13 protein-coding genes and 1 tRNA gene are annotated in these 20,437 nt (G+C 47.2%); 2 read left to right on the forward strand and 12 right to left on the reverse strand.

Going from position 1 to position 20,437, the window contains the following annotated elements:
* Nucleotides 1-84: 84 nt before the first annotated feature.
* The 4 genes from uvrC to J2S36_RS01700 all read right to left on the reverse strand — a co-directional run bounded on the left by uvrC (nucleotide 85) and on the right by J2S36_RS01700 (nucleotide 7,482).
* A complete protein-coding gene (uvrC, locus tag J2S36_RS01685; protein WP_309954895.1) occupies nucleotides 85-2,175 on the reverse strand; it encodes an excinuclease ABC subunit UvrC in 2,091 nt (696 codons plus the stop codon).
* A gap of 153 nt (nucleotides 2,176-2,328) precedes the next feature.
* Complete coding sequence (uvrA, locus tag J2S36_RS01690; protein ID WP_309954897.1) at nucleotides 2,329-5,304, reverse strand: excinuclease ABC subunit UvrA; 2,976 nt, start codon at nucleotides 5,302-5,304, stop codon at nucleotides 2,329-2,331.
* A gap of 159 nt (nucleotides 5,305-5,463) precedes the next feature.
* Nucleotides 5,464-6,405: a hypothetical protein gene (locus J2S36_RS01695; RefSeq protein ID WP_309954899.1), complete on the reverse strand. Its 942-nt coding sequence runs from the start codon at nucleotides 6,403-6,405 to the stop codon at nucleotides 5,464-5,466.
* A 384-nt stretch (nucleotides 6,406-6,789) separates the two neighbouring features.
* On the reverse strand, nucleotides 6,790-7,482 hold the full coding sequence (locus J2S36_RS01700; RefSeq protein ID WP_309954902.1) for a hypothetical protein: 693 nt from the start codon (nucleotides 7,480-7,482) through the stop codon (nucleotides 6,790-6,792).
* 307 nt (nucleotides 7,483-7,789) lie between these two features.
* On the opposite strand from J2S36_RS01700, the gene J2S36_RS01705 reads away from it, so the two are divergent.
* Both J2S36_RS01705 and J2S36_RS01710 read left to right on the forward strand, forming a co-directional pair.
* Nucleotides 7,790-8,068, forward strand: a complete 279-nt coding sequence (locus J2S36_RS01705) for a YciI family protein (RefSeq protein ID WP_309954904.1) — start codon at nucleotides 7,790-7,792, stop codon at nucleotides 8,066-8,068.
* 54 nt (nucleotides 8,069-8,122) lie between these two features.
* Complete coding sequence (locus tag J2S36_RS01710; protein WP_309954906.1) at nucleotides 8,123-9,085, forward strand: bile acid:sodium symporter family protein; 963 nt, start codon at nucleotides 8,123-8,125, stop codon at nucleotides 9,083-9,085.
* A 71-nt stretch (nucleotides 9,086-9,156) separates the two neighbouring features.
* On the opposite strand, the gene J2S36_RS01715 is transcribed toward J2S36_RS01710, so the two are convergent.
* From J2S36_RS01715 to pyk, 8 genes are all read right to left on the reverse strand, one after another.
* The gene (locus J2S36_RS01715) at nucleotides 9,157-10,149 is read right to left on the reverse strand and encodes a TerC family protein (RefSeq protein ID WP_417281542.1); all 993 of its coding nucleotides are present in this window, start codon (nucleotides 10,147-10,149) and stop codon (nucleotides 9,157-9,159) included.
* Nucleotides 10,150-10,669: 520 nt separating this feature from the next.
* A complete protein-coding gene (gene uvrB, locus J2S36_RS01720; RefSeq protein WP_309954911.1) occupies nucleotides 10,670-12,754 on the reverse strand; it encodes an excinuclease ABC subunit UvrB in 2,085 nt (694 codons plus the stop codon).
* The gene (gene coaE / locus J2S36_RS01725) at nucleotides 12,755-13,360 is read right to left on the reverse strand and encodes a dephospho-CoA kinase (RefSeq protein ID WP_309954913.1); all 606 of its coding nucleotides are present in this window, start codon (nucleotides 13,358-13,360) and stop codon (nucleotides 12,755-12,757) included.
* Nucleotides 13,361-13,559: 199 nt separating this feature from the next.
* A complete protein-coding gene (rpsA, locus tag J2S36_RS01730) occupies nucleotides 13,560-15,029 on the reverse strand; it encodes a 30S ribosomal protein S1 (RefSeq protein ID WP_309954915.1) in 1,470 nt (489 codons plus the stop codon).
* A gap of 159 nt (nucleotides 15,030-15,188) precedes the next feature.
* On the reverse strand, nucleotides 15,189-18,014 hold the full coding sequence (polA, locus tag J2S36_RS01735; RefSeq protein ID WP_309954916.1) for a DNA polymerase I: 2,826 nt from the start codon (nucleotides 18,012-18,014) through the stop codon (nucleotides 15,189-15,191).
* A 19-nt stretch (nucleotides 18,015-18,033) separates the two neighbouring features.
* Nucleotides 18,034-18,678 (reverse strand): ANTAR domain-containing response regulator, encoded by a 645-nt coding sequence (locus J2S36_RS01740; protein WP_309954918.1) that lies wholly within the window; start codon nucleotides 18,676-18,678, stop codon nucleotides 18,034-18,036.
* Nucleotides 18,679-18,799: 121 nt separating this feature from the next.
* Nucleotides 18,800-18,884 (reverse strand) — tRNA-Leu (locus J2S36_RS01745).
* A 122-nt stretch (nucleotides 18,885-19,006) separates the two neighbouring features.
* Entirely contained in the window at nucleotides 19,007-20,434 is a 1,428-nt protein-coding gene (gene pyk, locus J2S36_RS01750; protein ID WP_309954920.1) for a pyruvate kinase, read from the reverse strand.
* Nucleotides 20,435-20,437 lie beyond the last annotated feature (3 nt).

The following is a 20,437-nucleotide window of genomic DNA, read 5'->3' on the forward strand; positions in this document are numbered from 1 at the left end:
ACTCTAACTCTAAAATATAAGATTTTTATCTATTGCTAGATATGCGCAGCAGGTAATGGTTTCGTTTGCGTATTTCCGCATTCTTCACAGCTGATCGAAATATTCGCGGATTGTGCGCGCAAGTGCCGGCCCAATCCCGTCGGCAAGCTGCAAATCTTCGATACTCGCTGCACGAATTTGTTTTACTGATTTGAACTTACGCAGCAGTGCTTTCTGCTTTGCCGCGCCAAGCCCCGGAATTTCATCGAGAATGGAAACAGTTTGGGCTTTCCCGCGGCGTTTACGATGAAAAGTGATTGCAAAACGATGTGATTCGTCGCGCAAATATTGCAAAAGGTGCAGCGCCGGTGAGTTTCTGCTGAGGATTAGCGGATAGTTTTCTCCGGGAATCCAGATTTCTTCGAGCCTTTTCGCTAATCCGACTACAGTTACGTCAGCTTTCATTTCATCTACCACTGCTTGCGCCGCATTTACCTGCGGCAATCCGCCATCGACCACGATTAAATCTGGGCGATATGCAAAACGCGGTTTTTGCCTTGTTTGCGCTATTGCTGCGGCTAGTGTGGCTGCACCGGATTCCGCAGCAACTGCGGAATTATCTGTTTCACACAAATTGGCTGTTTTATTTTCGGAATCGCGCGGCTGCACAGAATCTCCGGCAACGGTAACGCTTTCCAGCAAGTCGCTGCTTGTAAGCCGGGTAAGGCGCCGCCGCAATACTTCACTCATTGCCGCAGTATCATCTCGCGCGCCGTTTCCGTCTTCTCCGCGCACAATAAAATGCCGGTAGTCTTTTTTCTTCGCCAGCCCATCTTCGAACACCACCATTGAAGCTACCTGATGCTGCCCTTGAATATGGGAAATATCGTAACATTCGATCCGCAGCGGAGCACGCGGCAAATCCAGCCCAATCCGCAATTCTTCGAGTGCTTGCGAGCGTTGAGTGATATCTCCTGAGCGGGAAATCTTATGCCTAGTGAGTGCTTGCTTCGCATTTACTTCCACAGTATCGAGCAGTTTTGCTTTTGCTCCGCGTTGGGGTGTCCGAATTGTGACGGCACCGCGGCGTAGCTCAGCGAGCCACTGTGTAAGTTCGCTACTACCGTCAGGCAACTGCGGTAGCCAAATTTCGCGCGGGATTGCATTTACCGCAGTGTGTGCCACATCGTCTACAGATTTTGCATCGCTTTTTATTTTTTGTTGTCTGATTACTTCTGCAGAATTTTTATTCTTTGGAGTGGCAAAAGCTCCATAGACTTGTAGTAATAAGTCTGCCAATAGTTGTGCCGTACTATCGCCGGAAATTTCAGTGATCCAGCCGCGCTGCCCGCGGATTCTTCCGCCGCGCACATAGAATACTTGCACACTTGCTTCAAGTTCATCTGCACTGATCCCATAAATATCTGCATCTACGTTTGCATCAAGTACGACGGTATTTTTTTCGGTCACGGTTTCTAGTGCGGAGATTTGGTCGCGGATCTTCGCCGCTGTTTCAAAATCTAATTTTGTTGCTGCCGCTGTCATTTCTGCCCGTTTTTCCGCGATTAGCTCAGCTCCGTCAGATTCGAGATATTTCACGAGTGATTCGACTATGTTACGGTGTTCATTTGCGCTTACTCGCCCAACGCATGGGGCAACGCATTTTTCAATATATCCGTTGAGGCAGGGACGCCCAGCGCGCGCAGCTGCATTAAAGACGCCTTTTGTGCAGGTACGCATCGGGAATACGCGTTGGAGTAAATCCACCGACTCACGGACTGCCCGTACTTGGGTGTATGGACCATAATATTTATTCCCTTTTCGATGTGCGTCACGGGTGACGGTAAGCCGTGGATATTCTTCGCCGGCTGTGATTGCGAGATATGGGTATGATTTATCATCCCGATACATCACATTGAAGATTGGATTGTATTCTTTGATCCAGGCATATTCGAGTGTTAATGCTTCTAACTCTGATTTTACGACGACCCAGATTACGCGTTCGCCAGTGAATACCATTTGACGGGTCCGCGGGTGCAGCTGCGCTGGATCACGGAAGTACGAGGTCAAGCGGTTTCGCAGATTCTTCGCTTTGCCAACGTAGATGATCCGCCCATCATGATCAAGAAAACGATATACTCCCGGATCCGCTGGAATATCTGAGGTTTTTGGACGGTAGCTTTGCGGATCTGCCATTTATTTTTTCCCCCCCCCTACGCAAATTTCTGCAAATTTTTCACTATTTTCACTATCTCAGGAAATATTGTCGCTGCTCATTGTCATCACCACAGATATCGGGATGTGAAGCATACGTACGTGCCATGAATAAATTAGGAGCTATTTTTCTTTCTATTTTTCTGCTTTTGTTTTTATCTGCGCTATTTTGGCGGCTGCCGATGCAACAAGTTTTGGTGCTTGCGGAGATGCGAGAAGCGGCTGCAGATATTGACCTGTATACGATTGCGCTACTTGTGCCACATCTTCTGGCGTGCCTTCAGCAATTACCAGCCCGCCGCCTTTACCTCCTTCAGGTCCAAGGTCAATCACCCAGTCTGCACTTTTGATCACATCAAGATTATGCTCAATTACGATGACGGTGTTTCCTTTATCAGTTAATCCTTGCAATACTTCGAGGAGTTTGCGCACGTCTTCAAAGTGCAATCCGGTGGTCGGCTCGTCAAGCACGTAAACCGTGCGGCCGGTGGAGCGTTTATATAGCTCAGAGGCAAGTTTGACGCGTTGCGCTTCTCCACCGGAAAGCGTAGTTGCAGGCTGCCCAAGCCGGATGTATCCGAGCCCGACGGAATCGAGCACTTCAAGATGGCGTACGATACGCGGTGCAGCTTTGAAAAATTCCCGCGCTTCGGAAATCGTCAGATCAAGCACTTGCGCAACGTTCTTCCCTTTATATTTCACTTCGAGTGTTTCACGGTTATAGCGTGCACCATGGCAGACTTCGCACGGCACATACACATCCGGCAGGAAGTTCATTTCGATTTTCAATGTGCCGTCGCCAGAGCAGGATTCGCAGCGCCCGCCTTTCACATTAAAACTGAATCTTCCCGGCCCGTATCCGCGCATTTTTGCTTCTTCGGTAGCAGCAAAGAGTTGCCGGATCGGATCCCACATCCCGGTGTAAGTGGCAGGGTTGGATCGTGGCGTGCGCCCAATTGGAGATTGGTCAACGTGCACGATTTTATCTAGTTCGCTGATCCCAACTACCTCGCGATGCCGCCCTGGTACGTGCCGGGCATTGTTTAGCTGATTCGCAAGCACCTGGTAGAGAATCGTATTTACAAGTGAAGATTTTCCTGATCCGGATACTCCTGTAACAGCAGTAAATACACCGATTGGGAAGGATACGTCAATATTGCGCAGATTATTTTCGATCGCACCTTTTATTTTTATTTGTGCGGTTTTTCGAGTTTTCCGGCGGGTAGCTGGAACCGCTATCTGACGCTTTCCGGTAAGATATTGCCCGGTGATTGAACGTTCACATTGATCAATTCCTGCTGGTGGACCAGAGTAGACTACTTCCCCGCCGTGTTCACCGGCACGTGGCCCGATATCGAGGAGCCAGTCAGCGGAGCGAATTGTTTCTTCATCGTGTTCTACTACTACGAGGGTATTTCCGAGATCTCGTAATCGTAAGAGGGCTTGCAAAAGTTTAGTATTATCTCTTTGATGCAGCCCGATCGATGGCTCATCAAGTACGTAAAGCACACCCACCAATCCAGATCCGATTTGTGTGGCAAGACGAATTCGCTGTGCTTCACCGCCGGAGAGCGTACCTGCTGAGCGGCTCATCGTCAGGTAGCCAAGACCAACGGAAACGAGGAATTGCAGGCGTGCAAGAATTTCGCGCATCACTTGTGCAGCAATTTTGCTTTGGCGCGCGTCTAATTTCAACTCGTCAAGATAATTTAATGCATCTTCAATCGAAAGATCGGTGAGTTCAGTGATATTTAGTTTCCCGATCCGTACTGCAAGCACTTCTGGTTTCAGACGCGCACCAGCGCATGTTTCGCATGGGACGGTACGCATATATCCCCGGAAGCGTTCTTTCGAGTAGTCTGATTCGGTTTCGTTATATTTGCGCCGCACATACCGTACTACTCCTTCGTATCCGGAGTGGTATTCTTTTTCCCTTCCCCAACGATTTTTGTAGCGCATTTTAACTTTAAAATTATGCCCGAAGAGGATTGCTTCCTGATGTTTTCGAGACAGTTTTTTCCATGGAGTATCGAGAGTGAATCCGAGTTCTTCGCCCAGTGATGCAAGCTGCCGCAGGAAATAATCAGCTGCTTTTTTCGTGGTGGCTAAGGACCACGGGAGAATCGCGCCTGCGGCAATACTTTTATTTTGATCAGGGATCACAAGATCCGGATCAGCTTGCAGCGAGTAGCCGATTCCGTCACAATCAGGACATGCTCCATAAGGAGCATTAAAAGAAAATGTACGCGGCTCGATTTCATCCAGTTCAAGCGGATGTTGATTTGGGCAGGAACGCTTCTCAGAGAAGGTACGCTGGATTTCCAGTTCTTCTCCCTGAGATTCTGCTTGTGTTTCGATAGTTTCGTGATCACTTTTTTCCTGCAATTTTGCTGCATCAGTAAAATATGCAATAAGTAATCCTTTGGAGAGGCGAAGTGCGGTTTCTACCGAATCGTTGATCCGCGATCTCGCATTAGGCTTGAGCGCGATGCGGTCAACTACAGCTTCGATTGTGTGTTTTTTCGTTTTTGCTAATGCGGGGACTTCATCAATACGGTAATTTTCTCCGTCGATCCGCAACCGAGTATATCCTTCTGCTTTCAAATCGGCGAGAATATCAAGATGTTCGCCTTTGCGCCCACGAACTACGGGCGCAAGTAATTCTACGCGAGTACCTTCTGGATATTGCAGTAGATGATTCACCATTTGCTCAGCGCTTTGCGCTTGGATCCGCTCATTGCAGATTGGGCAGTATTGTACACCGGCGCGAGCATAGAGCAATCGCAGGTAATCATAAATTTCAGTAATCGTGCCGACGGTGGAACGCGGATTCCGGTTTGTGGATTTTTGGTCGATCGAAACAGCCGGTGAAAGACCTTCGATAAAATCAACATCCGGTTTATCCATTTGCCCAAGGAACTGACGCGCATAGGAACTGAGAGATTCAACGTAGCGCCGCTGCCCTTCAGCGAAAATTGTATCGAAGGCAAGTGACGATTTTCCCGAACCAGAGAGCCCAGTAAATACTACGAGCTGATCACGTGGGATTTCGACGGTAACGTTTTTCAGGTTGTGCTCACGGGCACCCTGTACATGGATCATTTCTTGCACGTAGTGATTCTACCAGTCTTAATTTTTCCGAACAAATGTTCTACTATTGCTGTGGTGTGAATTTATTGAACGTTCGATAGCGAAAAGTGGTGCTACCTGATCTTCTCAAGTAACACCACTTATAAATCATGCTTTAGTGTAAAAATTTACACCAATTGTTTAGTTGAACTTGCGGCGAATACCTACACCTGCAAGACCAATCAAACCTGCGATACCTGCAACAGCTGCAATACCAGCACCGGTATTAGCAAGCTTCTTTGCTTCAGCCTTCTTTACGTCAGCAGCTTTCTTTGCTTCAGCCTTCTTTACGTCAGCAGCTTTCTTCGCAGCCTCAGCTTTCTTTTCTACCTTTGGAGCAGGAGCAGCAGGCTTCTTATCAGCCTTTGGAGTAGCGGTAATGTCGTGCTTCGGAGTCACATTGATGCCGTACTTCACGTTACGAAGTGCGTTACCAACCAAGTATGCATCATTAGAAACAATTTCAAGCTGCTTTTTCACTTCAGCAAGCTTTGCAGTGTTATCCTTGATTGCTTGGTTTGCCACAGCAAATGCAGGGGACTTTTCAATACCTGCATAGTGAGCCTTTTCAGCTTCCTTCTTTTTAATTTCCTTCTTGTGGAGGTCGATCTTTGCAAGTTCGTCCTTCATCTGTGCCTTAGCTGCAGTTTCACCAACACCAGCCTTGCGAATCTCGTAGTTGAATTCGATCTTCTTAATGGCGTCGTTAAGTGCCTTGATTTCTGCGTCGATAGCAGGAATCTTTGCCGCAGCATCAGCTTTCAAATCTTCCTTTGCTTTATCAGAAGCCTTGAGAGCTTTTTCAAGATCTGCAGCAGACTTTTCAAGCTCAGTGCGCTTTGCTTCAATCTGAGCCTTCAGCGCAGTCAAAGTTTCCTCAAGCTTTTTGTCAGCCTTCTTCTTTTCAGCAGGACGATCAATCTTATTGGTATCGGTTACGACCTTGTCGCGAGCAGCAACTGCATTCTCGACCGAAGCCTTGCCCGAGCCTGGAGTGTATTCAGCAGCGAATGCTGCTGTTGTACCAGAGAAGCAAAGTGCGCCAGCGAGAATCGCGCCCGCAATCGTCTTCTTCAGTTTCATGTTAACCTCTTATTCTTCTCATGAGTTTAAGTGTCGTTAGACATTGAAGCCTTGACGTAATTCAACGTACCCCCCCCCCGCGAATGATTGTCAAGCAATATCTACAATCTGAAGAATAAAAAGTGTGCAAAACAATGCAACATAATTTTGATTGTGAATATTTGAAGAAAATTAGTTCAAATCATCTCAATAAAGCACAAGCCTAATATGGCTTTTGCCCGAAATAATTCTCTCCAGCCTAATTTTTTCAAACAAATGTTCTACTACGCTATTGCTGTGGTGTGAATTTATTGAACTTTTGATAGTGAAAAGTGGTGTTACTTGAATTTCAAGTAACACCACTTATAAATCACGCTTAGTACAAAAAATTACACTAATTTGTAATTAGTTGAACTTACGGCGAAGACCAGCACCTGCAAGACCAAGCAGACCTGCGATACCTGCAACAGCTGCAACACCAGCACCAGTATTAGCCAACGTCTTGCCGGAAGCAGCCTTCACAGCTGCTTTCTTAGCTTCAGCCTTCTTCACATCAGCAGCTTTCTTAGCAACTTCAGCTTTCTTAGCAGCTTCAGCTTTCTTAGCAGCTTCAGCAGTCTTAGCAGCATCAGCCTTTGCGGTCAGTTCTTCGATGCCACCACGAGTAGCACCCTTCTTACCTGGAGCATTCACATATGCCTCAGTCTTGTTGTTAACAGTACCCAGATCCAATGCAGATGCGACTCCCTTGGTGTCCTTTTCTACCTTCGAAACTGCAGGAGCGTTATCGTTCCCAACCTTTTCGCGTGCACTAGCTCCATAGGTAGAACCAGCAGGAGTGTTAACCTTATCGGTAGCTTCACCAGCAGCGCTGGAAGGCTGAATTGAACCATCAGTATCCAAAAGCACACCGAGGTTTTTCAAAGTTGCTGCGTCACCGGAAGGAGTTTCGCCTGCTGGTGCTGGATTGGTGTTCCAAGTAGCATTAACTTCGGTTTCACCTTCGGTGCCACCTGGTGCGGCGAAAGCTGGAACCGAAGCTGCACCAGCGAGTGCAACTACTGCACCAAATGCACATGCTTTCTTTACAAGTTTCATTTTTGACCTCAATTTTTCTTCTCATGAGCTTACTGTCTGACAACATAAATGCTGTCAACAACTTCAACGTACCCCCCCCCCCCGCAAATGATTGTCAAGGCATATTCGACAACTGAAAGATAAAAAGTGTGCAAAACTACATCAGCTAATCTCATTTGTGAATATTTGGAGAAAAAGTAGGACAAATTGCCTAAACAAATTAAAATTTCATCCATCTTTGAGCGAACTACTGCCCCGATTCCTGCCCTTATTTTTTCTTTACCGCAAAATCACACAAAGAATAAAAATTCCGGTCTAAAATCAAAACATGAATATCATCGCAGTTAACTACGTATACGATCCGGAAAAATCAGCCGAGCTCAACCAACACCGTCCAGCACATCGGGAATTTCTTCGCTCCTTGTTTGACGCAGCACAGCTTTTAGCTTCGGGACCGCTTGGAACAGACGAAGCACTGATCATTGTGCGCGCTGAATCACCAGAATCAGCCCTCGAAATACTGGCAGCAGATCCGCTTTACGAAGCAGACATCATCCTGAAACGCACAGCTCAACCATGGAATCCAGTAATCGGACCATGGGAATAATTCAAAATTTAGCTAACGCCAAAATACGCTCATTTTCATTGATAATTAATTTTTATGCTTGCATTCTTAAAAACTAAAGCTCTCGTCATTGGGATCGTTCTCGCTTTTATTATTGGGATCGCTGTGCCAATCGGAGAAAGTGCTGCCAATGTGATCAATACTATCGGCAATGTTGGCGTAGCTGGAGTATTCCTTGCCTATGGTCTGCGGATTCGCACCAGTGAAGTTTTGCGAGGCTTACGGGATATTAAATTACAAGGTACCGTCTTTGCCCTCACTTTTGGTATCTTTCCACTCATTGGTCTTGCCTTTTACTATGGGATCGGAATTTTCAGTGCGAGTCCATTCCTACTGGGGTTGCTTTACCTTACGCTCCTGCCGTCTACGATCCAATCTTCAGTTTCTTTCGTTTCGATTGCTGGTGGCGATGTGGCACGTGCCGTCTGTGCAGCAACGATCTCTAATGTCGTTGGAATTTTCCTCACTCCGGTACTCGTTTTACTCTTCCTTGACGTAGCAGGAGTTAGCGCAGGAAACTTCCAAAAAGTGTTGACCCAACTCTTGCTCCCGTTCTTTATCGGGCAACTCTTTCAACCATTCACTGGAGCATATTTACGGAAACATAATTGGATCACAAAAATAGTTGATCTATTCGCAATCATCACCGTCGTACTAAGTGCAGTGATCAGCGCTACCCATGCCGGAGTATGGTCAAAAATTGGCGCTTGGGAACTCACATTCGTAATCAGCGCAATTCTGATCATGCTTGGGCTCACACTATTTTTCAGTGTGAGCGCAGCACGAATCTTAAAACAACCAAAAGAAAGTGAAATCGTACTGATTATGTGTGGATCGATGAAATCATTAGCAACTGGCTTGCCAATGGCAAATGCTTTCTTCCCCGCAGCTTCAGTTGCTCCACTCATCGTGCCCGTAATTTTGTATCATCAAATCCAGCTCTTTGTCTGCTCACTATTAGCCGATCATCTCGGAAAAAAGAATGTGGGAGCTGGATAAAAAATCAACTCCCACATTTCTTAAATACACAGTTGCATATTTAAGCGAAAATTATACAACTGCAATTCGGATTATGACTCACTATTTTTCGCGATCTTTCGCGAACCATAAAGGGAAGCCGCAATCGTGATCAGGATTGTACCGATAATAAAGCCGACCGAGAAGAGAATATTCGGTTCTGGGATAAACCCAAGCATTCCGTATCCGTGGAAAGCGTGCACCAGCAGCTTAAATCCAATGAAGCCCAAAATTGCTGCTAAACCGTAATGGAGATAAATCAAGCGTTCAAGCAGACCGTCTACGAGGAAGAAGAGCTGACGTAAACCGAGTAGTGCAAAGGCATTCGATGCGAAAACGATGAATGGTTCTTTGGTAAGACCAAAAATAGCTGGGATCGAATCAAGAGCAAACATCAAATCGATCGAACCAATTGAGACGATACATAACAGTAGCGGAGTAATCCAGCGTTTACCATCATGCTTCACAATCAATCGATCGCTTTCAAAACCATTCGTCACTGGGGCGAATTTAGATACGAGACGGGTCATAAACGTTGGTTGATATTCATCTTCTTCCGTAACCCCAGCTTTTCGATTCCGCTCTTCTTTGATCCCGTCAAGTACTTGCTTTACTGCCGTGTAAACCATCCACAGCCCGAAAATAAAGAACACCCAGACAAAGCGCTGAATCAGCGCAGCGCCAATCATAATGAAGATAAATCGCAGCACAAGCGCGATAATAATGCCATACATCAGCACTTTCTGCTGATAAATGCGCGGCACCCGGAATGCAGCAATCACAATAATGAAGACGAAAATATTATCTAGTGACAGTGAATATTCAGTGATGTAACCGGCGAAGAATTCTGCAGCAAAATCTGAACCATGCCGGAGGAACGTCAATAAACCAAAGACTACTGCGAGTGAAACATAAAATGCTGTCCACATGGCTGCTTCACGAATCGTAGGCTCATGTGCTTTGCGCACATGCCCAAGCAGATCAAAAACGATTAGCGCAAGTACAAGCACGCCAAGCACAATCCACTCCCACGGATAAACATGCATTAACGAATCGTCAACGGTATTCGGAGCTGCAAGGAGCGGGAGATGCCCAGCAGCGAAGCTCATCAAAGCGTTCAAGAGAATTAACCTTTTCTATCAATTAGGTATCAGTGAATTTATAAATATCCCTGAGGTCTCTTCCCGCCTGATTGAAATTACTAGGCTGCCGATCCGGACTCACTACTGCGGACACACCAAAACTAACTGCTTCGCAGAAAATACTTGGAAACGACGCATCTGTGATGCCGTATTGACGAATCGATATTAATGGGAATACTCCCCTCGTATTCTTATTCTAATCTGATTGTTTGCTGGTATTCGTATGCTGCACGCGTGGGAATTAACACGTTATCAAATACAAAATACTGAGCTAAACCACTAGCTACCAAATTCGCTTTCCGCATCTTCCCTCCAAGACTTCTCATCTTAGAAAACAATTTCATGATGCGAAAAGTCAATCACCACATCAGCATGAGCAATCAACTCACCACTTGCCCCATGAGCAACCACAATCACAATTCACTTAGCGATTTTTAATCACCCGCAACTCACGCTGCAAATCATTGATTTCATCACGCAACCGCGCTGCAAGCTCAAATTGTAATTGCTCCGCGGCCGCATGCATCTGCTCAGTCAATTCGGCAAGGAGCGCAGCAATTTCACTGCCGTCAAGATTTTCTGAATCCACACTACGTCGCTGATCAGCTGCATTCTTTTGCCTAGTAGCAGCACTTTGTTCTTTCCGATAACCCCCTGCCAAAAGGCTCTCAGTATCCACATCAGCACGGGCAAGCATATCCGTTACATCCGCAATCTTTTTTCTTAAAGGTTGCGGATCGATTCCGTGTTCCGTATTAAAAGCAAGCTGTTTCTCTCGCCGTCGATTTGTTTCATCAATCGCCTGCTGCATATTCGGAGTGATCGTATCAGCATACATATGCACCTGCCCGGAAACATTTCGCGCAGCACGCCCAATAGTCTGAATCAGAGACGTGGTAGAACGCAAAAAGCCTTGCTTATCCGCATCCAAAATCGCCACCAAAGACACTTCGGGCAAATCCAACCCTTCACGCAGCAAATTTATTCCTACCAGCACATCAAATTTGCCTTGCCGTAATTCACGTAAAAGCTCTACTCGCCGTAACGTATCCACATCAGAATGCAAATATTCCACGCGCACACCGCGATCACTCAGATATTGGGTAAGATTTTCCGCCATCTTCTTCGTTAATGTCGTGATGAGCACACGCTCATCACGCTCAGCACGCAAACGCACTTCTTCAAGCAAATCATCAATCTGCCCCTTCGTAGGCTTCACAATAATCTCTGGATCCACCAACCCAGTCGGACGAATAATCTGCTCCACATATCCGTCACTCATCTGCAGTTCATATTTTCCAGGAGTAGCCGAAAGATATACCGTCTGCCCAATACGCTCCAAAAATTCATCCCATTTTAACGGCCGATTATCCATCGCTGACGGCAGGCGAAATCCATATTCAACAAGCGTTCGCTTACGCGACATATCTCCCTCATACATTGCACCAATCTGCGGCACTGTCACATGAGATTCATCAATAATCAGTAGGAAATCTTCCGGAAAATAATCCAATAAAGTGTGCGGAGCTGTACCAGGACCGCGCCCATCAATATGCCGCGAATAATTCTCGATTCCCGCGCAAGAACCAATATTGCGCATCATTTCCAGATCAAAAGTAGTACGCATCTCCAGGCGCTGGGCTGCAAGTAATTTATTTTGCTGCTTAAATTCTGCCAGCCGTGCCTGCAATTCAGTTTCAATCGAAGCAATCGCTTTTGCCATTCGCTCTGGACCAGCCACATAATGCGAGGCTGGAAAAATATGCGCATGATCTACTTTCTCAAGTACATCACCAGTTAAAGGATGCAACATCGCGATTTCATCAATCTCGTCACCAAAAAATTCAATCCGTACTGCAAGCTCCTCATAAACTGGAATGATCTCCACCGTATCGCCACGCACCCGAAAAGTACCGCGGGTAAATTCAAAATCATTGCGCACATACTGCATCTGTACAAACTGCTTCAACAGCGCATCCCGATCAAGTTCCTGCCCCACCGCCAGCTGAATCATGCGATCCACATATTCTTGTGGTGTACCAAGCCCGTAAATACAGGAAACTGATGCTACTACCACGGTATCGCGCCGAGTAAGCAAAGAATTTGTAGCTGAATGGCGTAACCGCTCAACTTCATCATTGATTGAAGAATCTTTTTCGATAAATGTATCCGTTTGCGGCACATACGCCTCTGGCTGGTAATAATCGTAATATGATACAAAATATTCGACCGCGTTATGCGGCATCAACCCACGAAACTCCGCCGCCATTTGCGCAGCAAGTGTTTTATTCGGTTCAAGAATCAGGGTTGGGCGTTGCACTTGCTCGATCAACCAGGCAGTTGTAGCTGACTTTCCCGTGCCGGTAGCGCCGAGGAGGACAATATCTTTTTCCCCATCATTGATTCGGCGTGCAAGCTCCCTGATTGCCTGTGGTTGATCACCCGATGGCGTGTATTGCGAAACTACTTCAATCCGATTTTCAGCGCGAAAAAGCTGATTTGAATTCATTTATGCATCATCCTCAGTAATATTTTGCCACAACTGATCAGCGAAATTTCGCAGCTGGGAAAGGTCACCAGTATTTTCAATGACGGCATCCACATGCGGTGCAATTTCTGCATCACTCATTTGCGCAGCAATCCGAGCTCTTGCATCTGCAATATTCATTTTTCGATTAGTCACCATGCGCTCGATTCGCTGATCAAACGGTGCCGTAAGCAATACTGCATAATCCGTCTGCCCCATTAACCAGGAACCTACAAAAAGCGGAATATCATGCACAATCACAAGATCTTTCGTTTCTGCAGCAAATTTTTGCTCAGATTTTTGCGCCAATTTCGTGATGAACGGATGCGTAATATCGTTTAATTTTGCCAACTCTTTTTCATCTGCAAATACAATCTCGGCCAGACGAGAACGACAAAGAGCACCTTGCGCATCAAAAATATCTTGCCCAAAAGATGCCGCAATCGCAGCCGTTGCCGGAGTTCCTTTCGCCAAAACTACTCGGGAAATCTGATCATAATCAATAATTTTCGCACCTAGTTCACCCAGCAACTGCGCAAAGGTCGATTTCCCACTCGCGATTCCTCCGGTTACTGCAATTCTTTTCATGCATCTCAGCATACTACGAAATGAAAATTTACCTGAGCTAAGTATCGCTAACTTTTCGCTGACGGTAATGCACAGCTTGCTAAAAGAGTGGGATGGAAACCAAATTCATGGCTTCCATCCCACAAAACGTTTTCATCACTTTCCTAATTCACATTAGTTCGCAAAGCGAAAGCATAAATTAGTTGAAAGCAAATGCGAATTAGTTCCCAGTAAGCTGTTCACGAAGTGCAGCAAGGGCTTCATCTTCGGCTAAGGTGCCAGCAGCATCGTTACCTGAAGAGTAGTTTGCAGGTACAGCTTCTGGAGCTTCCGGTGCTGGGGCAGTTGCTGCAGCTGCTGCATCTGCTTCAGCTTCACGAGCTACCTGAGCCTTGTGCGCCTTCCAGCGAGCCTCTGCCTTTGCGTAATCAGCTTCCCAAGCAGCCTGGTTCTCTTCAAACCCTTCCATCCATTCGTTGGTTTCAGGATCGAAGCCTTCTGGGTACTTGTAGTTGCCTTCTTCATCGTATTCGGCCTTCATACCGTAAAGCGAAGGATCGAAGTCTTCAGAATTTGGATCTACACCTTCATTTGCTTGCTTCAAAGAAAGCGAAATGCGACGGCGGTCAAGATCGATATCGATTACCTTCACGAATACTTCATCGCCAACCTTTGCAACCTGCTCAGGCAAATCAATATGCCGTTGTGCAAGCTCGGAAATGTGTACAAGCCCTTCGATGCCGTCTTCCACGCGGACAAATGCACCGAATGGAACAAGCTTCGTAACCTTACCTGGGACAACATTGCCGATCGAATGTTCACGGGCGAAGGTTTGCCACGGATCTTCCTGAGTTGCCTTCAAGGAGAGCGACACGCGTTCACGGTCGAAATCAACATCAAGAACCTCAACCGTAACCGGGGTTCCGACTTCGACAACCTCTGACGGGTGATCAATGTGCTTCCAAGAAAGCTCAGAAACGTGTACAAGACCGTCTACGCCACCCAAATCCACGAATGCACCGAAGTTTACGATCGAGGAGATCACACCTTCGCGTACCTGCCCCTTTTGCAAGGTGTTCAAGAAGTTGGAACGAACCTCAGATTGCGTCTGTTCAAGATAAGCACGACGGGAAAGCACCACATTATTGCGGTTCTTATCGAGTTCAATAATCTTCGCTTCAATCTGCTTACCAATGTATGGCTGCAAATCGCGCACACGACGCATTTCGACGAGAGAAGCTGGGAGGAAGCCGCGCAGACCGATATCGAGGATCAAACCGCCCTTCACAACTTCAATCACTGAACCGGTGACGATACCGTCAGCATCCTTGATGCCTTCGATTTCGGTCCAAGCACGTTCATATTGTGCGCGCTTCTTCGAGAGCATCAGGCGACCTTCTTTGTCTTCCTTTTGCGTCACGAGAGCTTCGACCTTGTCACCAACTTCGACGACCTCATCTGGGTCTACGTCATGCTTGATGGAAAGTTCTTTCGAAGGAATTACACCTTCAGTCTTGTAGCCGATGTCGAGCAGGACTTCATCATGATCGACTTTCACTACGATACCCTCGACGATATCACCGTCGTTGAAGTACTTGATAGTTTCATCTACGGCAGCAATGAGATCTTCTTCGGTGCCGATATCGTTGATTGCGACCTCTGGGTAAGAGGTGGTTTTGTTAATGGTCATAGAGTTGGTGACTCCGGATTTACATATAGATTACGGATAAGGACATGGTGCGAGTGCACCAGTCATTAATACTATTGGGAATGTGCGGTTATTCGCAAGTCTTCTCTCTGCGCGCCGCACTTACCTGTAACGTTACTTCGCTCACATTCACTCGCTATTTCAGTGTGCTGCTGCCCGCCAATTCTTCCCTTCGCCAATCCCGACCGTCAAAGGCACTGAAAGCGCATACGCTTGCCCCATCTGTTGCGCTACGATTTCCCGCACTTGAGCACTTTCACCTGCCGCCACTTCAAGCACCAATTCATCATGCACCTGCAATAAAACACGCGATTTCAAACCGGCATCATGCAAAGCAAACTCAGTAGCAAGCATCGCCAATTTGATCAAATCAGCTGCTGAACCCTGAATTGGCGCATTCAGCGCAGCCCGCTCAGCTGCTTGCCGGATTTGCCGATTATCAGAAAGTAAATCCGGTAAATACCGGCGCCGTCCAAGGATCGTTTGAGTATATCCACTTTTCCGAGCCTGCACTACAAGCGAATCAAGATATTCTTTGACCTTGCCAAACCGCGAAAAATAGCCGTCCATCAATTCTTGTGCTTCTGATACTGAAATGTGCAACTGTGCCGAAAGCCCATAAGCTGAAAGTCCGTACACCAGCCCATAGCTCATCGCTTTAATTTTCGAGCGCTGCGCAGCGCTCACTTCAGCCTCTGGCACTTCAAACACCTGGCTTGCCACATAACGATGCAAATCAGCTCCCTCACAAAAAGCTGAAATCAATTCAGCATCACGAGAAAGATGCGCCATCAGCCGCATTTCAATTTGTGAATAATCTGCCGTGAGCAAAGCTTCAAAACCTTCACCGGGCACAAACACTTCCCGAATTTGCTGCCCTGCCTCAGTACGAGCATGAATATTTTGCAGATTCGGCTCTGTCGAAGAAAGTCTCCCAGTAGCTGTAACAGTCTGCTGATAAGTAGTGCGGATCCGGCCGTCAGCTTGCACTGCTTTTTGCAAGCCTTCCACCGATTGCAACAATTTCACAGCATCACGATGCTGCATCAAAGCATTCAGGAATTCCTGCCCACGCACACTATTTTCGTCTTCAAACCCCGATATTTTTGTGAGCAATCCCGCCAAAGCCTCAGCGTTTGTAGTGTAACCAGACTTCGTCTTTTTCGTTTTCGGCAGTTGCAGCCGTTCAAAAAGCACTCCTTGCAATTGCTTCGGGCTGGCGAGATTAACCGAATCATCATCAATCGCCGCATGTGCAAAATGCTCAGCTTGCGCCACCCGAGTTGCAAACTCATCATGCAGTTCCTGCAATTTTTGCGTATCGACAACTATCCCACGATCTTCCATCCGGAAAAGCACCAAAGAAAGTTCCGTCTCCAGGCTTACCAGCGACTCATTTTGCCCTACCTGCGCTAATTTCAGATCAAGCACATCGGCTAAATCAAGAACTTGCACTGCAGCCGTTTCAAGACTTTCATTAGCTGCTAAAGTACCGTCAGCCAAGATCCCCAGCGTCCCCTGATTCTCTAGCTGCATACTTACGCCCAAATAGGTATTTACTAAATCTGCAAAATCATAGGAACGCCGCTCAGGATGTAAAAGATACGCCTGCACTTCAGTACAACAAGTAAAACTCTCGCAGCTCAGCGCACTGCCAGCTAAGGCATGCATGATCCCTTTTACTCCATGCCCGACTTTTGCTATTTCTGGATTTTCCAGCCATGTAGTGAGCGCTGCATGATCATCTATTCCGAGCGCAGTGGGACTGAACGCATAAACCTCACCAGCATTATTTGCGATCGCAATTCTTTCGGCACTGCCTTTCCCAGGTGTTTGAGAGCCAAAAACCGCGATCCCCCAGCGATTTTCACCATCTTCAAGATCATGTGAAACGAGCTGAGAAGCATCGTCATGCTTCTCAGGAGTCGGCGCGTCAAGAAAATCACGCAAACTCATCTCGGTAGTGCGGCTTACTGCATCACGCATTACAGGTGCAGCAAAACGCTGCTGCCCATGCGCACCCTGCTGTACCTCGTCTGCAGCATCTGCGTTGATAACCGTGCCACCGTCACGAACCGGCAAAGCGCTAAGCACACGTGTACGCACACTTTGAAAATCGAGTAAATCACATAAATCATTAAACTCTGCATAATCCACTCCCTGCGGTTCAAGCTGGGATAATTTCAGATCAAGTGGCAGATCACGGACTAACGTATTTAATTGGCGATTGAGCTGCACCTGTGCAAGATGCTCACGGAAAGCATTACCGACCTTTCCTTTCAGCTCATCTGCAGCAAGGATCAAAGCATCGAGCGAACCGTACTGATGTAACCATTTTGCGGCAGTTTTTGGCCCTACGCCAGGCACACCGGGAATATTATCCGCGCCTTCACCGACGAGCGCAGCATAATCTCCATACTGCTCTGGGCGTACTCCCACCCGCTTTTGCACACCATCTGCATCAAGAAGCAACATTTGTGAACGCGGCATCGGATAAGCCACCTTCACAGCCGTATTTACCAGTTGATAAGAATCTTTATCTCCAGATGCAATCACTACTTGCATCCCCTGTTCATACCCGCGTTGTGAGAGAGTCGCAACAATATCGTCAGCTTCATAATCGGAGTAGGTCAGCCACTTGATTCCAATCGCATCAAGCAAGCGCTGGATCAAATCGATCTGCCCCTTAAATTCTTCCGGGGTCTGCTTTCTGCCACCCTTATATTGCGCATACATCCGCGTCCGGAAAGTACCACCAGGAAGATCAAAAGCCACCGCAATATGACTCGGCTGATAATCCTTCAACAAACGCAACAGTGTATTTGTAAAACCATGCACAGCATTCGTATAAATGCCAGAATCTGTGCGGAAAGAATCAGCTTGCAGTGCGTAAAATGAGCGAAATGCCATCGAATGGCCGTCAATCAATAACAGGGTTTGCGTATTCACACACAATAGCATACCCATTCTACGCAGTCTTTGCGCTCTATCCGACCTGCTCAATCACTGCATCGGCAACTTCCCGCATTGTCAAACGACGATTCATTGAAGTCTTTTGGATCCAACGGAACGCCTCTGGCTCCGTTAAGCCCATCTTCTCTTGCAGCAAGCCTTTAGCACGATCTACACGCTTCCGTGTCTCAAATTGATCGGTGAGCGAAGCGACTTCTTCAGACAGCGAGTTGATCTGCTGACGACGCGAAATCGCAATCTCAATAGCTGGAATCAAATCAGCTGGCGTAAATGGTTTCACTACATAAGCCATCGCTCCTGCATCGCGCGCCCGCTCCACCAAATCACGCTGCGAAAACGCGGTGAGCATCACGATTGCTGGGCTTTGTTCATCAAGGATTTTCTCAGCCGCAGTGATCCCGTCAGTACCTGGCATCTTCACATCCATCACAATCAGATCCGGATCAAGCTCAGCTGCACGTTCGATCGCTTCATCACCATTCGTGGCCTCGCCAATTACTTCGTAGCCAGCATCCTGCAACGTTTCAACAATATCCAGGCGGATCAACGTTTCATCTTCGACAACTAAGCATCGCACCGTTTCTCGCGCGTCTTCTCCGTCAGATGCCGGTATTTGCGCGTCTGCAAGCTGCAGATTCTGCTCTTCTTCGGTTGCCATTCCCTCTCCTTTGAACCATCGCGGGATAAATCTGCCATGAAAATTGTCCGCTAATAGAATATTAACGCGAACAAGATCCAGAAATATCGACTTTCTGAAATTTGCCGCGTTAACTTTTTATTGGTGCTCCCGGAGGGACTCGAACCCTCATGCCTTTCGGCGCAGCATTTTGAGTGCTGTGTGTCTACCAATTCCACCACAGGAGCAGTTCTGACTTTCAAAGCATACATTTTTCGAAAGCCAGGAGCAATTTTCTAAGCAATGCGAGTTTTATATCACATCATTTCGGCTGGTCAACCACTCACCATCGGCCAGCAGTAGCAGCGGATTAGTCATGGTGTACTACCGTCTCACCCATCTTATGGATCCGGATCGTATTCGTGGAACCAACTTTTCCTGCTGGCATTCCACAAATAATCACGACACGATCACCTTCTACAGCCATCCCCTTCTCACGCAGGAGATAATCCACCTGATCGACCATATCGTCAGTGTGCTTCACTTCCGGCACAATAAAAGATTGCACACCCCAGGTGAGCGCAAGCTGCTGACGGATATTCTCTGACGGAGTAAATACAAGCAGCGGAATCCGCGCACGCAACCGCGCCATCCGACGTGCCGTCTGCCCAGACTGCGTAAATACGGTCAAATATTTCACGCCAAGAGCCTCACCAATATCCATTGCTGAACGCGTCACTACACCATTTCGGGTGCGATGCAAATTTGCCAGCTTTGGAATCGACTCAAGACCACGCTCTTCAGTAAATTCAATAATCGAAGCCATCGTTTCTACACAACGCACCGGATACTTACCGACGGAAGTTTCACCCGAGAGCATCACCGCATCGGCACCATCGAGAATTGCATTTGCACAATCAGAAGTTTCCGCACGGGTAGGAGTAGGCGAATTGATCATCGATTCAAGCACCTGAGTCGCCACAATCACTGGCTTCGCATAACGTCGTGCGATATTGATCGCACGCTTTTGCACCATCGGCACCTGTTCAAGCGGCAGTTCTACGCCCAAATCACCACGCGCTACCATGAAACCATCAAACTCTTGAATCAGCTCCTCAAGCACTTCAACAGCCTGTGGCTTTTCGATCTTTGCGATCACTGGCACACGCCGTCCGACGCGATCCATGATTTCGTGCACGTCCTTAGCATCTTCTGGCGAACGCACAAAGGAAAGCGCCACAAGATCACAGCCGTATTCAAGACCCCACTCAAGATCGACCTTATCCTTCTCAGAAAGAGCAGGCACCGAAACAGCTACCCCTGGAAGATTCACACCCTTATGATCTGAAACCGTACCCCCGACGATAACTTCCGTATTCACAGTATTACCCTCAACGGAGATCACTCGCACCTGGATCTTGCCGTCATCGATCAGGATCTTATCACCTGGATGGCAATCCTGCGGCAACGCCTTGTGTGTAGTGGAGACAAGCTCCTTATCTCCTGGCACATCATCAGTAGTGATCGAGAAAATATCGCCATTTTGCAGCAATACCGGACCGTTTTCAAATTTCCCCAGACGGATCTTCGGACCTTGCAAATCAATCAAAATCGCTACTGAGGTATCTAACTCGGCAGCTGCTTCACGCACCCAGTCAATTCTTTCTTCATGCTCCGCATGGGTGCCATGAGAAGCATTGATTCGGGCAACATTCATCCCCGCACGCACCAAATCAATAATCGATTCTTTTGTGCTGACGGCAGGACCTAAAGTACATACAATTTTCGCTCTACGCATAGC

The organism is Arcanobacterium hippocoleae (genome assembly GCF_031456295.1).
GTDB lineage: Bacteria > Actinomycetota > Actinomycetes > Actinomycetales > Actinomycetaceae > Arcanobacterium_A > Arcanobacterium_A hippocoleae.

Coding starts and splice junctions, on each gene's coding strand:
- uvrB (WP_309954911.1), bottom strand. CDS start 12,754: ATGAATTCAAATCAGCTTTTTCGCGCTGAAAATCGGATTGAAGTAGTT.
- J2S36_RS01705 (WP_309954904.1), top strand. CDS start 7,790: ATGAATATCATCGCAGTTAACTACGTATACGATCCGGAAAAATCAGCC.
- pyk (WP_309954920.1), bottom strand. CDS start 20,434: ATGCGTAGAGCGAAAATTGTATGTACTTTAGGTCCTGCCGTCAGCACA.
- J2S36_RS01740 (WP_309954918.1), bottom strand. CDS start 18,678: ATGGCAACCGAAGAAGAGCAGAATCTGCAGCTTGCAGACGCGCAAATA.
- J2S36_RS01695 (WP_309954899.1), bottom strand. CDS start 6,405: ATGAAACTGAAGAAGACGATTGCGGGCGCGATTCTCGCTGGCGCACTT.
- coaE (WP_309954913.1), bottom strand. CDS start 13,360: ATGAAAAGAATTGCAGTAACCGGAGGAATCGCGAGTGGGAAATCGACC.
- rpsA (WP_309954915.1), bottom strand. CDS start 15,029: ATGACCATTAACAAAACCACCTCTTACCCAGAGGTCGCAATCAACGAT.
- J2S36_RS01700 (WP_309954902.1), bottom strand. CDS start 7,482: ATGAAACTTGTAAAGAAAGCATGTGCATTTGGTGCAGTAGTTGCACTC.
- polA (WP_309954916.1), bottom strand. CDS start 18,014: ATGGGTATGCTATTGTGTGTGAATACGCAAACCCTGTTATTGATTGAC.
- J2S36_RS01710 (WP_309954906.1), top strand. CDS start 8,123: ATGCTTGCATTCTTAAAAACTAAAGCTCTCGTCATTGGGATCGTTCTC.
- J2S36_RS01715 (WP_417281542.1), bottom strand. CDS start 10,149: ATGCATGTTTATCCGTGGGAGTGGATTGTGCTTGGCGTGCTTGTACTT.
- uvrC (WP_309954895.1), bottom strand. CDS start 2,175: ATGGCAGATCCGCAAAGCTACCGTCCAAAAACCTCAGATATTCCAGCG.